Source organism: Lachnospiraceae bacterium (genome assembly GCA_025758065.1).
In the GTDB taxonomy this organism is placed as follows: domain Bacteria; phylum Bacillota; class Clostridia; order Lachnospirales; family Lachnospiraceae; genus Enterocloster.
This window is the reverse complement of record CP107199.1, coordinates 3,221,459-3,234,850: the sequence shown is the minus strand read 5'-3', so window position 1 is coordinate 3,234,850 and position 13,392 is coordinate 3,221,459. Positions and strand designations below refer to the sequence as shown.

The 13,392-nt window shown below is 39.0% G+C and carries 9 protein-coding genes; 1 reads left to right on the top strand and 8 read right to left on the bottom strand.

The genetic code is table 11. The features are described 5' to 3' along the window. Nucleotides 1-293: 293 nt before the first annotated feature. The 7 genes from OGM16_15030 to OGM16_15000 all read right to left on the bottom strand — a co-directional run bounded on the left by OGM16_15030 (nucleotide 294) and on the right by OGM16_15000 (nucleotide 10,051). On the bottom strand, nucleotides 294-1,475 hold the full coding sequence (locus OGM16_15030; protein UYJ46098.1) for a transposase: 1,182 nt from the start codon (nucleotides 1,473-1,475) through the stop codon (nucleotides 294-296). Between the two features lie 190 nt (nucleotides 1,476-1,665). Beyond that, nucleotides 1,666-2,304 carry a type II-A CRISPR-associated protein Csn2 gene (csn2, locus tag OGM16_15025; protein UYJ46097.1) on the bottom strand — a complete coding sequence of 213 codons (639 nt, stop codon included), beginning with the start codon at nucleotides 2,302-2,304 and terminating at the stop codon, nucleotides 1,666-1,668. A gap of 8 nt (nucleotides 2,305-2,312) precedes the next feature. Next, on the bottom strand, nucleotides 2,313-2,618 hold the full coding sequence (gene cas2 / locus OGM16_15020) for a CRISPR-associated endonuclease Cas2 (protein UYJ46096.1): 306 nt from the start codon (nucleotides 2,616-2,618) through the stop codon (nucleotides 2,313-2,315). A 4-nt stretch (nucleotides 2,619-2,622) separates the two neighbouring features. Next, on the bottom strand, nucleotides 2,623-3,498 hold the full coding sequence (gene cas1, locus OGM16_15015) for a type II CRISPR-associated endonuclease Cas1 (protein UYJ46095.1): 876 nt from the start codon (nucleotides 3,496-3,498) through the stop codon (nucleotides 2,623-2,625). Further along, nucleotides 3,495-7,517 (bottom strand): type II CRISPR RNA-guided endonuclease Cas9, encoded by a 4,023-nt coding sequence (gene cas9, locus OGM16_15010; protein UYJ46094.1) that lies wholly within the window; start codon nucleotides 7,515-7,517, stop codon nucleotides 3,495-3,497. The genes cas1 and cas9 overlap by 4 nt, the downstream gene beginning before the upstream one ends. Before the next feature lie 291 nt (nucleotides 7,518-7,808). Continuing rightward, on the bottom strand, nucleotides 7,809-8,066 hold the full coding sequence (locus OGM16_15005; GenBank protein ID UYJ46093.1) for an HPr family phosphocarrier protein: 258 nt from the start codon (nucleotides 8,064-8,066) through the stop codon (nucleotides 7,809-7,811). Between the two features lie 158 nt (nucleotides 8,067-8,224). Further along, nucleotides 8,225-10,051 (bottom strand): LCP family protein, encoded by a 1,827-nt coding sequence (locus OGM16_15000; GenBank protein ID UYJ46092.1) that lies wholly within the window; start codon nucleotides 10,049-10,051, stop codon nucleotides 8,225-8,227. 737 nt (nucleotides 10,052-10,788) lie between these two features. On the opposite strand from OGM16_15000, the gene glmS reads away from it, so the two are divergent. Next, nucleotides 10,789-12,618, top strand: a complete 1,830-nt coding sequence (gene glmS, locus OGM16_14995) for a glutamine--fructose-6-phosphate transaminase (isomerizing) (GenBank protein UYJ46091.1) — start codon at nucleotides 10,789-10,791, stop codon at nucleotides 12,616-12,618. Nucleotides 12,619-12,753: 135 nt separating this feature from the next. On the opposite strand, the gene OGM16_14990 is transcribed toward glmS, so the two are convergent. Then, the gene (locus tag OGM16_14990; protein ID UYJ46090.1) at nucleotides 12,754-13,392 is read right to left on the bottom strand and encodes a cytidylate kinase-like family protein; all 639 of its coding nucleotides are present in this window, start codon (nucleotides 13,390-13,392) and stop codon (nucleotides 12,754-12,756) included.

The following is a 13,392-nucleotide window of genomic DNA, read 5'->3' as shown; positions in this document are numbered from 1 at the left end:
TGAACTGCCTTCATTGAGCAGAAATATGTGAACCTCAAACATAAAGGATAGGTATTCATAACACTAATAAATTTCACAACCATCCTTATCAATTATATAACAGGATAAAGAATCTGGAAAGTCTTTTTGATGATTTTCAGGGATTTCGCTTTTAGCACTGTATATTTATAAATAGTGCCCCTCTCACGCTTATTTTCTCTTTTGCTTCCTGAATAGCTGAATGCGCACAACGTCCCCCCTTAGTTAAATTTAGCTCATTTCAAAGCGCCTGTTTTTATTTTCCCACTGACAGACTATCCGCCCTTTTCATACAAGATACTTTTTACTTTTTCCAATAATAGCTCATCACAAAACTTCCGGTTCACACTTTTTCGGCTGATTCCACTTTCTTTAAATCTTTGAATACGGCGATACAGGTATAATTCTCTCATGTTGAAGCCGATGATCATCAGATCAAATATTACTTCTGTTGCTGCATGGCAATAGCAATGTTTTGCGTGATAATACGTTTTCAACTGGTGGAATCCATTCTCTTCTATATCCCATCTTCGGTTCATCATCTCCCATAAAACCCGAGGTTCCCCTTGATCCAGAGTCGTTACCAGCCACATCCGGCGTTCGTTTTCTTTCCAGCTTTCATGATATCGGATCACACGAAGCTTATGGGGACTATTATCTATCTCAAATCCTGAAAGATCCCAGACTTCTATATTCTTTTTTCCACAGGTAAACGACCTTTTTTTCCCCTCATCCCGCTTAAACAGGCTTTCCGCATCCTGAAACAGTTCCCTTCGTTCATCTTTTAGTCGGATCACCGCATCCAGTCCGCACTCTTTTATCGTATTGATAAATGGGGCATTCAGATACAGCGCATCTGCTACGATCACATCTGCGAAATGTCCGTGTCTTTCCTTCAGACGTCTGATCAGCTTTTTTCCTCCTGTCAGTTCTCCTTCATCTTTTTCCGCTCCGTCCCTCGGTTTTAACATTTCCTGGCCCAGGATTACATGTGGCGTTTTTCCTACTGTCATACAGACCACGCTCCGGTGGAAATATTCTGTTTCACCTGCACGGTTTTTCCGGCTAAGGCAGTCCGAACAGGACTTTTTTGTGCTGTTGAACAATTCCACTCCATCGATACCGGCTACAACATATCCACCTATAGTCCCTTCCCGAAATACACGGTTGCTTTTTATGATATCGATCGTCTGGTCGTGGATCTCACGGATCTCATCTGGATCTATCTGGGTAAGAAGGTCACGGACCGCATCAATTTTAGGTATTTTTCCATGTATGCAGTTTTTCAATCGTTTTCCCATACTTTCAGGCGCAGAAAAAACTGTATGAAAACTCTCATACTGCAGCATCAGAAAGAGCAGTGCCGGCATGACGATATTAAATAATGGGATCGTTCTTCTTTTTCTTTTGTCCGATAACCCCTTGATTTTCTCCGGGATTTTATATACACTTTTCATATAAGTTAGCAGCTTCTTTAATGCTAATTTTTCATTAAGGACACCTTCTTTCGTGTTGTTTTGTGGGTAACATAATTATACAATAAAAGGTGTCCTTTTTGATTGCTTATGCAGAAAAAACAGTAACTTTTTATTCAATATGAGAATTCCCCGTTCTGCCAGATGGATCCCTTGCAAAACGGGGAACTTTTTATCTTAAAAGCGAAATCCCTGGATGATTTTCTATTAGCAATAAAGCAATTTCGTTATATTCTGCAGTTTCTAGTACTTGAGAAAGCTGTGATTTATTTAAATAGCTGCACAGGTTAATGAAAATAATTAGTTTCTTTTCCAGTAATCCGGCCATTATTTTTATATATTGTATAAGCTTTTCTAAAAATGTATCTCCAAATACAGCCAGACGGATTCCAGAAGCTTTCATAACACTGACAATGTCAATATTCAAATCGGTTTCCAGACAATATTCGCTTTCCTCTTCTATCTGGAAAAAATATTCCTGAAGGGAACTTAATATATTTTGTGTTTGTGTATACAATATTTCTCCGCAAGCTATTTTTTCCAATTCGGAATATAGTTTTTTCTGTATACGTCGGTCATTTAAATCAATAGAAAATGGATCTGTTATAATTTCAGCTGATTTAAAAAGGGAAAGCTCCTTTTCTTTTTCTTTCAGTGATAAAACAAAGCTGCTCTCCTCTCCTGCTATTATTGCTTTATATAAATCTTGGATATATTCCATAAAATATTCTGGAGATTCTATAATCCATAAGCATCCTTTGCCAGGGGAGAGATTTATTTGATGTTCCAAATCTTTATGTACTAATTTCAAAGAAAACATCAAAGAATCACCAGCCTTTCATCACTGTTTAAAACTTCACTTTTTATTTCACCAACGATCAGATCCATTTTGGCATATTGTTTTTCTGTTACAGTAAGTAACTGGACCAGTCCTTCAGGAGGTTTATTTTTATGAACATGATCTACAATACTATTTACAGCTGTTGTATTAAGAGCAAGTTTACAATATACAGATTCTTGGAGCATCATAAATCCATTTTTAATCAAAAATCTACGAAAATGTACATATTCCCGCCTCTGCTCACTTGTAAGTACTGGTAAATCAAAAAAGACAAGTATTCTCATAAATCTATAACTCAAATCTATAAAACTGAATCAGGGAACTATCATTCTCATTTAAAGCATCAAATACACTTTTGCAATAAATCTTGATCGCATTGTTTACATACTGTTTACGACCATCAATTTCCACTTCCTGATTTAATGTATTAACAAGAAACATTTTTCCTTCATGATCAAGATCTTCTATGGGATACATCATAATGACTGCTCTGTCTATTAAAATGCGGAAAGGCTCCATTAAATCAGAAGCCAGGTTAAATTGATTAAACATATTATCGTGAAAAAGGCCGAGCTGTGTGATATAACCATTTGAAGTAATCTCTCTGGCAAAAGCAGAAAGCAAAATACTGTAACCATAGTTTAATGCAGCATTAGTAGGATTTTCTGCAGTCCGTGTGAAATCAAGACCAAACAAAGCATTAAAATAAACTTTTGCGGCGTGACCCTCGCGGTTGCTCTCGTCATTCCAACGTATTTCCTGTAAATAAGAATGAAGAAGTTTTGATTCATCCTTTCCTAGAAATTCCAATAGTTCTTTTTGTTTTCGTATCTTTTCAGTAACAATTTCTGTCCATACAGCTTCTTTCGTTTGAATCCCCCATTGAATCTGGCTGCGTACTTTATTACTGGTGTCATGGCTGCCATAATATCCTACAAGTTCTGATGAGGGGTTTCTTTTCTCATCGCAAAATATAACCTTGATTTTTCGTTTAGTTAATTCTGCAAGTAAACTGGTAGTAAGCGAAACGGCTGTAGATTCAATTAAAAGTGTGGATATTTCACTTAAATGGATTTTTACTATCTCTTCCGTACGGATCACCAGATAGCCAAGTTGATGATCCAACTTGGCTCTTCTGGTGATCACAACAATTCTCCAGCTCATAGTTGATTTAAATTCAGCACCTGTTCATAAAGACCAGCGGGTGACTGATGGATGATCTGGATATGTTTGCATTTTGTGATATCACTATTTAGAACTAAAATACCTGCACTTCCTGGTCCATCAATAAGTTTTAGATTGGCAGAAGCACTCTGACATTGAAACATGTGTAAAATTTCCGAAAGTACGGTACATTTATCTTCTGGTGATAACTGTTCAAAAACTTCCTTTTTATCTTCTAAAGATTTAATCTGTGCAGATAGACGACTACTGTAAATAGTATTTTTAAGTTTATCCAGAAATTGATCATATAATTGCGTCAAAGATTCATTTGTCAATTCATCTGAAGGATAGATTTGTAATTCTTTATTTTCTTTTCTTCTGGAAATAAACTTTAATACCTTTTTTAACGTAGCAGTGTTCTTTTCCGAAAGAATTAACTGATTTGCATTTTTAAAAACCAACTGCCTTCCTGTTCTTCCAGATAACCACATATAAAAGCCATCAATGCAGAATAAAGTATCAATCTGGATTTTAGAAAGCAATATTTCAGGTTCGTTTAATCCATGTTCATCTGCCATATAAGTTTTCATCGCCATTTCATTTTTTTCCAAAGAATCTTTTAAACGTAAGGGCACAAACTCTATTGTACGGATAAGATTTCCCTTTTTATCCTTTGACTGTACCAGAGTAAAATAAGCCCCCGTTTCCTTATTATATCCTCCATACTTTTCAATATCCCTCAATCTAGGATCACTGCTTTTAACCGGAACCTGTCCTTTTCCTTTTTTAAGAAGTTGCTGGTCAAATAAGCCACCACTTACTTCATAACTTCTCCGGGTAATAATCACATTATTCCTTCCCATAACCTGTCGGACTATATTAATGGATCCATTTTCCCCCGGTGTCCAGGCAGTCTGGCCATTTCGTTCCACAACACCTGCTGTAAACATTTTTTGTAAATTGTAACTGCGTCCTGGATGCTCTTTTACATACCACATAGCATTCTTGGTAAATTTTGTAAAATACACATTTCCGACTACAATATTCAAATAAGCATCTTTGGCATGATGAAAATCATTCATGTCACGCACTTTAATAAAATGAAAATCCTGACGGAACTGCGATACAGTTTTGGCCTTTACATATACTATTTCAGTATCTGGTAAGAACTGTTTTAATATACTTGCAACTGCTTTTGTACTCTGCCGTGTTTCTACCAACTGCCTTGCAATAAAACCAGCTAATTCTGAAGGTTCAAAACCAGTGTTTCTGGTAAGACGATGATATTTCTCTTCAGAAATAAATTTCTTTTCCAGCAACATTTTCCAGAATGGTGTCTGTTTCTTTCGGATATCCTCCGAAATAGGATAAATATCTGTTTTATCAGCATTATAGGTGCGTTTTACTAAAACACGATTGTCTAGACTATCATCCATTACCTTTGATTGAGGATAAATATGATCGATATCATACTTTTGATCATTCCACAGATCACTTAATTCAATTGGTTCACCAGAGTACATACAACGTCCCATCTGAACATAGTATAAATACAGCTTATCTCTTCTTAAATCAGAGTCATTTTTCTCGTTTAATTCATTGATCCAATCACGTTCTTCTTTTTTACAGCTTTGATATAGATCGATCAGTTGTTTTCTACGTGAAACGGTTCGATCAGTATTTTGCTTTTCACGGGCCATTTCAATAAAAATCCGTTTAGGTGGCTGTTTTTTCGCCTGACATAATTCTTTTATAATAAGGATTGTCTGCCATACCTGGCGTTTTACAGCTGGAGATAATGGTTGGCGATCAATCAATTCATACGATAATGTTTGTGGAAGATCTCCGTTTTCCTGATTTTGTTTTTCAATGGCATCCGCAAAATCATATTTATCACTTAAAATCTGCATCAGATTATCATTGGTTTCCCAAAGTGTTCGTAAAATAGTCCAGTTTTCCCCTGTTTCAGGAGAAATTGCGGTCAGTTCATTTAAAAAAGCAGATGAAAGACGTCCCCAACCTCTGTAAGGAAGATTGCATATACTATTGCGCTGTTTGTCAGTCAGTTTAGGAAATAACCGGGAAAGACGTTTACTTAACAGACGCTTATCATCACCAAATAATGTGATATTTAAAACCAGAATTTCCATATCACTTGTATTAAGCGGCATTCCTGTGAGCTTTTCTTTAAAATCAAGATACGCTGTCAAAGAACCCTTAAAGTCCCCATCAATGCCTGTTATTTCAACTTCTTTTTTTGCAATGCCTTCCCGTACCAGATATTGTTTTAAACTTTTCTGAGTTACTTTCCGCTTCTTCATAAAAAGCTCTGTAAATATCTGCTGTTTTAAAGGAACAGAAATGGCTTGTCCATCCAACCGAAGGTTATTTAATTCATTCAGTACCATAAAACGGCTGTACATAGGTGAATACTTTGGTAGTACGTCTTCCGTTGGCAGATAGGTACAATGATTAGTCATTCGTTGGATAAAATGTCTCGCACTTTCTTCTTCATCAACGATTTCTGAAAAATTCCATGGATAAATGGTTCCTTCTGATTTTCTTTGCATCCAGTTGGTGCGTTCGCCGTTTTTTACAATACCGTTTAAAGGTCCGATATAATAGGGGATGCGGAATGTGAGAAGGGAACGAAGCTTGTCTTTTTGTTCTTTTAGCATGGGAATCCGATCAGCCAAATTAGCTATGATCCGATCAAATTCATATAAATGAAGCTGGTTTGGTATGACACTGTTATCCTTGGTGGTTTGTTTTGGAAGAAATGTTCCATATTCTATTTCTGCTTTAAGAAATGCAGTTTTTGTTTCATCTGCTATGCAAGCTAGAACGTGTTTTTTTAAATAAGAATAAAAATCCTCCTTTGAGCATAATTTATTTTCCAATGATTGCTTTTTACCGTTTTTTTTCGTCATTCCAATATAGGCACTGTAATTAGACAGTTTTTCATTGGTCTGTACAAATAATTCTTTGTAGTCAGTTACTGAAAGGTTTTCTTTAACAAGCTTTTTTAAATAAACCAGATCATTATGGTGTTTTTCATATGTTGCTACTTTTGCTTCTGAAATAGAGGAAAAGCCTTTCAGAATATCCGCTAAAACTGCCCAGTCATAAACAGCTTTTAGAGCCTCTATAATATGGTAACGTTCTCCAAGTGTACTTTGAAGGGAATCAACATAGTCATCATAAGAAGCATCTGTAAAAGATATTTTGGGCTTTTCGGAATCATTTAAAAGTTCGTCACCTAAAAGGTCGCTTAGTTTTGCAGTACCACCGGCCAGTAAAGTATAAACTGCTTTTTCGCAGGGAGTTTTTTCGTTGAATAATTGGATAAGTAAAGTTTTTTTCTGTGACTTTGTAAGTTGACTATTTTTTAACAGGAGTTCTGCTTTTTCTACCTGATCTTCTGTAAAATTGTAATTAAAGGGAAGATCTTCTGATCGTAATGCATCAGACAGCTGTTTAAATACATTATTAAAATTGCGGATTTCATCAATACTTCCGGAAAACAGAAAATGTCCTCTGTGTTTTAGCATATGATGAAATGCGAGATAGACCAGACGGATGTCAGGTGTCGTATCTGTTTCCATAAGCCATTTACGCAGATGATAGATAGTCGGAAATTGACGATGGTAATCTTTATCTGTATATGACTTATCTATAAACAGTGAATAAGGAAGATCTGGTATACTTCCATCTGTATTATGTTTATCTTCTGGTAGATAGCGGCTTTCTTTTAAGCGACGGAAAAAACCATCGTCTATTTTGTTTATTTCATCTACGAAAATCTGCTGTAAAAGATTTAATCTCCAGTTGCGGCGTTGTAGTCTTCTACGTGAAGTACGAAATACACGTCGTTCTTCTGCTGTTTTTGCAGTATCAAATAAGCGGACACCCCATAAAGCTTTTCCATGTGAACGGAGAAGATGATAATCAGGATCAGTAACAGCCCATCCTACGGAACCACTTCCAAGATCAAGTCCTACATAATAATCATTTTTCATATAAATAAATACCTCCGTATTAGTCATTTACAGATATTGTATAATGAAATGCTACATATTTATTGTACTTATTATAACATGAGTGAGGGGAACATAAAAGAAAAATGTAGAAAAATGAACAAAAATACATAAAAAAACTGCTCCTTTTCAGGAGCAGTTTTCCCACACACTGTGGACCATGTTACCATGGTGATTTGAATAAATTTTTATTTGAACTTATGATGTAAATTTAGTATGGGCTAAACTTATATTTAATATACCGTATATTTGCGTTTTCGTCAACAAAATTCATTACAAGATTGTTCGTAATATTCCGCTTAAATACCCCACCGCCTGTTTTTCATCAGGCCCGTCTGCGGTCAGTACCAGAGAGTCTCCCTGTTTAGCGCCAAGGCTCATCAAAGAAAGGACATTTTTACAGTCTGCAACTCCTCTAGAACTTCCCAATGTGATCTTGCACTGGTATTCAGAGGCGGCACGGCTTATACTCATGGCATTGGCAGCATGTAGTCCGTGATTTGTTGAAATAACGTAATGGCAACTTATCATAGTAACATCTCTTCTTTCGCAATCATGTTGTTTAGTAAACGGATATGTCATCGTGACGTGAAATCATCAAAAATGAAAATCAGTTGTAAGTGTCGTTGTCACTTCCACAACTCTATAAAATATTTTAACATAGACATTTGATAAATTCAATATTGGAATTACACTCCCGGACCAATAAGGTCGGCTTTTTCGGTGTTTTCACCAGAAGTGTTTCCTGAATTGCTGACAGTTTCCTGCATACCAGGTCCTTTAGAAGAATCATCAGCTGTTGTTTCAGTGGCTTTTTCTGTTTCTTTTGGTTTTACGGTGCCGGGACCACCCTCAGATGCACTGGTGGTTTCTTTCTCAACCTTTGGGTCATCCAGCTTTTCAATGATAGCTGAGTTACTCTCTTCTGCTGCGGTCTCGTCGGTTTCTGCACTGGTTTCATCTATTGTTTCCTCCGCCTCAGAACTTTCGGCAGCTGCTGTCTGGGCTGCTGTCTGGGCAGGTGACGGTGAATCCTTTTTACTGTTTCCCGATGACTGTCCCTTGCTGTCTGATTTTCCTGAGCCAGAGGAGGTCGGAGCTGCCTTGCCGCCTTTATAAAAGCCAGATTCCTCTGCAATATGATCACTGATCTTCTTTACAGTGGAAGAAGGACTATATAAAGCGTCTTCTCCATAAAGAAACTGATGCAGCGTAACTACATTGCTTTCCAGTGTAACAGGGATAACGCAGTCCATTTTCCCCATTTTTTTTGTTTTTTGTGTAAATGGGAATCCTGCAGTTTCACCGATATGGTACTTGCTTACATTCTTTGCCAGTGGCAAAACATCATCAATTCCCACGCTGGTAGAGATCTGCGGAAGGATCGCCTTTACCAGATTGGTACGGGTAGCCAGGTCTGCCTGCTTGGCCTTTTCAAGAGCCAGGGAAATAACTTTTCGCTGACGTTCTGTACGCTGGAAATCAGTATCCATCAGACGCAGTCTGCAGTAAGCAACTGCCTGTACACCGTCTAAATGATTTAGCCCTGCACTTGCTAACTGGGTAGAACCAATACCTGTAGAATTAACGGTTTCTGTAATAAATGCATTGATATACTTAAATTCCGGCTGGGTGATATCAATATCCACACCGCCTAAAACATTGATAGCCTGTGCTACTGCTTTCCAGTTAAATGTTGCATAATCATCAATCTTAAGATCCAGATTTTCTTCCAGGGCTGATACGGCCTGTTTGTGTCCTCCTTTAAAATAAGCCTCATTGATCTTATGGTAGCTTCCTTTGGAATCAATCTTTAAATAGGTATCGCGGTAAACACTTACCAGCTTTATATCGCCGTTTTTCTGATTGATGCTGCAGAGTACCTGGACGTCAGCCAATGCATTTTTTGTATTTCCGTCACGACTGTCTACGCCAAATACTGCTATATTCCAGTAGCCAGTGGATCTGTGAAGGAAAGTCCATCCACCGTATACACAGATCACAGCAAGCAGGCATAAAAGAATTGCAGGCCATTTTGCTTTTTTACGTTTTCTGGAAGTTTTTTTGTAAGTGCCGGAACCATTGGAGGTGTTGGAATTGTAAGCACCGGAATGATTCTCCCGCCGGCTTGCTGCAGTCTGGGCAGTCTGGCGCTTCGCTATAGTGTCTCTTGAACTTTTGTTTTTAAACGCAGTCTGTTGTCCTGCAGTATATGAACCGGCAGAGGTCATCCTGGGGCGTCTGTGGTTTTCATTTTGAAAAGGAACTTTTAGACCATCAGATCCAGAGTTTTCTGTATAGTCCTCATCATAGTCGTAATCTTCTTCCTCATAATAGTCTTCATCATATGTAGGATTTACAGTTCTTGTCTGTCTGTCGGTTGTCCCATATTCTGTTCTGGATGATGCAGATTTTGAAGCTCTGGATACAGGACGTCTGCTTCGGTCCGTTCCCTGTCTGCGGGCCCGCAGACGCTGCAGTTCGTCTTCTTCGTTATTATTTTCGTGTAAACGCATGTTCTTACCTCATTTTTATATTTATGTACTCTCGGAGTCTTTCATGCACTTGCCTTTGCGGCCGATTTTCCGCCAGTCGCACCCGGATTTTAGAGGCGGACGCAACGCCAACGCCTCTAAAATCTGGGCACAACTGACAAAAAATCTTCTCGCAAAATCAAGTACAAAAAGATTCCGAGAGTACATTATTTTTAAGGATTGCGAAGGTGAATATCACGCAGCAATTCCTATCGTAGGTGTCAAAAAAATTAAACACCTGTATTATTTTACAAGCCAACCATGATTATAGCATACCATTTTGACAAAATACAGTGTGAAAGTCTTACAGAAACATTAAATAGAAGCCATAAAATGGCAGCAAAATTAAGAGTTGACGCATATTATAGATATGGGATATAATAATCTGGATTTGTTTTAGGAGGAAACAGATAAAAAATAGCAAAGCTATAGCGCCATGCACCTGGGCCGGGTCGTGAACAGTAATGACTTACTGCTGGAACAGGTTAACGAGGTGGAGAGAGAATCGAACATATTCGGCGGGTGCTCTCCCATGCAGTCCGGGCGTGTTTTATACCGGAAAATATGCGGGCAACTGCAAAACAAAGCTGGTATAACCGGACAAAACGAAATTAATTAATATGGAAACAGCTGATCAATATACAAGGGGATGCCATCCCTTTTCTTTGTGTACCCGCTTGCCGGGTGTATTGACCGGTCTGGGAAAGGATTTATATTTTATGTGCGGAATTATTGGATATACAGGACCTCTGGAGGCAGGAAACATACTTTTAAACGGACTGGCAGGTCTGGAATACAGAGGCTATGACAGTGCAGGTATTGCTTATTTTGGAAATGATTCAAAGATCCATCTGATCAAGACTGTAGGAAAGGTAGCAGCATTAAAAGAACTTGTAAAACAGGAAAGCGACTGCTCTTCCCACTGCGGCATCGGCCATACCCGCTGGGCAACCCATGGCGGTGTTACAACAGAAAACGCCCATCCCCATCGTCAGGGACTGGTAACTCTGATCCATAATGGTATTATTGAAAATTATCATCAGCTTACAGAAGAATATGATCTGGAAGGCCATCTGCTCTCACAGACTGACAGTGAGGTGGCTGCAGGTGTCTTAAATGCCCTTTATGAGCGCATGGATCATGATCCTCTTCTGTCTATCCGTCATTTTGTAAAGGAACTTAAAGGTTCCTATGGCTTTTGTATCATGTTTGAGGACCGCCCGGGTGAGATTTATGCAGTACGCAACGTAAGTCCTCTTGTAGCGGCTTATACACACTCAGGAGCCATGATCGCATCTGATCTTACTGCCCTGATCGCCTATACAAAAGAATATTTTGTAGTGCCTGAGGGAAATATCGTACGTCTTACCCCATACAAGGTACGCGTTTACGATATGGAATTAAACCGCGTGGAACCGGATATGATGGAGGTAAACTGGAATGTGGATGCTGCTATGAAAAATGGATTTCCTCACTTTATGTTAAAAGAGATCCATGAGCAGCCAGATGCATTAAAAAATACAATCCTTCCCCGTTTAAGCAAAGGCCAGCCGGATCTGGCCGATGACGGCATTCCGGATTCTATTTTAAAAGACTGCCGTCGTATCCATGTGATCGCCTGCGGAACTGCTATGCATGCGGGAATGGTCGCAAGAGCATTGATCGAGCCAGGTATCCGTATTCCGGTCACTGTTTCTATTGCTTCTGAATTCCGGTATGAAACACCTCTCATTGATGAAAAGACACTGGTGATCGTGATCTCCCAGTCCGGTGAGACCATTGATACTCTGGCGGCTATGCGCCTGGCACAGTCTTACTATGCACCGGTACTGGCAATCGTTAATGTTAAAGGCTCAACTATTGCAAGGGAAAGTAACTATGTTCTTTACACCCACGCAGGCCCTGAGATCGCCGTAGCCAGCACCAAGGCCTACTCAGTACAATTAGCTGCCCTGTACCTGATCTACTGTCGTATGGCCCTTGTAAGAGGCGTATACAGCCCTGTACAGGCAGAGAACTTTATGAAAGAGCTGTTAGACGCTATTCCTGCCATGGAGACGATGATCAGCCGCAAGGATGAGGTTAAAAATATTGTAAACCATATCATTTCTAAGAGTGATGCCTTTTTTATAGGAAGAGGCCTGGACTATGCTTTTTCTTTAGAGGGAGCTTTAAAGTTAAAGGAGATATCTTATATTCATGCAGAAGCCTATGCAGCCGGTGAATTAAAGCATGGAACCATTGCCCTTATCTCAGAGCAGGTGCCGGTGATCGCTATTGCCACTCAGGAGCATATTTTTGCGAAGACTATCTCCAATGTGCGTGAAGTAAAAGCCAGAGGCGCTTTTGTGATCCTTCTTGTAAAGGAGTCTGCAGTGATCGAAGATGATATTGCTGATGTACAGATCCGTATTCCGGATATTGCAGACAGCTTTACTGTATTCCCAATTGCAGCTATCTTACAGCTGATCGCATATTATGCATCTGTTGGAAAGAACCTGGATGTAGACCAGCCAAGAAACCTGGCAAAATCTGTTACTGTAGAGTAAATAAATAAGAAATAGTTCATTTCCCGGCAGAACCGGGATGAACATCTGCTAAAAAGCCCAAAACTCCCCGCTGCCTGGATATCCGGACGCAGCGGGGAGTTTTCATGATTTCAGATCACGATACATTTGCAATCTTTATTTCTTCTTATTCCATTCCTGTTTTTTCTTTGCCAGTTCCATGATGAGGTCTACAGCACCTTCTGGTCCTACAGCACTGCTGTTGATACACATGTCATAGCTTTTTGGATCGCCCCATTTCTTGTTGGAGTAATAATTATAGTAGCTGGCTCTTCTCTTGTCGGTTTTGACCATAAGGTCTTTTGCCTTTGCTTCGTCTACATCATAAAGTTCACTGATACGTTTGATCTTGTCTTCTTCATCACCGGTGATAAATACGCTGACAACATTTGGATAATCTTCCAGTGCATAGTCTGCACAGCGTCCGATGAAAACGCATGACCCCTCATCTGCCAGTTTCTTGATGGTATCGAACTGGGCAAGGAAGATCTTGTGGTTAATAGGCATATCGGAATAGCCTGTTGACGTGTAGCCCATGGAATAGGAATCCATTACCAGAGAGTAAAGAAAACTACTGGTAGGACGCTCATCATGTTTCTCAAATAATTCTTCACAAAGTCCGCTGTGTTTTGCAGCCTGAGCAAGAAGTTCTTTGTCATAACATTTTACACCCAGTTTTTCTGCAAGCATTTCCCCAATTTTTTTACCGCCGCTTCCACTCTGTCTTCCGATGGTAATAATAAGATTTCCTGACAT

Coding starts and splice junctions, on each gene's coding strand:
- OGM16_15030 (UYJ46098.1), bottom strand. CDS start 1,475: ATGAAAAGTGTATATAAAATCCCGGAGAAAATCAAGGGGTTATCGGAC.
- cas2 (UYJ46096.1), bottom strand. CDS start 2,618: ATGAGAATACTTGTCTTTTTTGATTTACCAGTACTTACAAGTGAGCAG.
- cas1 (UYJ46095.1), bottom strand. CDS start 3,498: ATGAGCTGGAGAATTGTTGTGATCACCAGAAGAGCCAAGTTGGATCAT.
- cas9 (UYJ46094.1), bottom strand. CDS start 7,517: ATGAAAAATGATTATTATGTAGGACTTGATCTTGGAAGTGGTTCCGTA.
- OGM16_15005 (UYJ46093.1), bottom strand. CDS start 8,066: ATGATAAGTTGCCATTACGTTATTTCAACAAATCACGGACTACATGCT.
- OGM16_15000 (UYJ46092.1), bottom strand. CDS start 10,051: ATGCGTTTACACGAAAATAATAACGAAGAAGACGAACTGCAGCGTCTG.
- glmS (UYJ46091.1), top strand. CDS start 10,789: ATGTGCGGAATTATTGGATATACAGGACCTCTGGAGGCAGGAAACATA.
- OGM16_14990 (UYJ46090.1), bottom strand. CDS start 13,392: ATGTCAGGAAATCTTATTATTACCATCGGAAGACAGAGTGGAAGCGGC.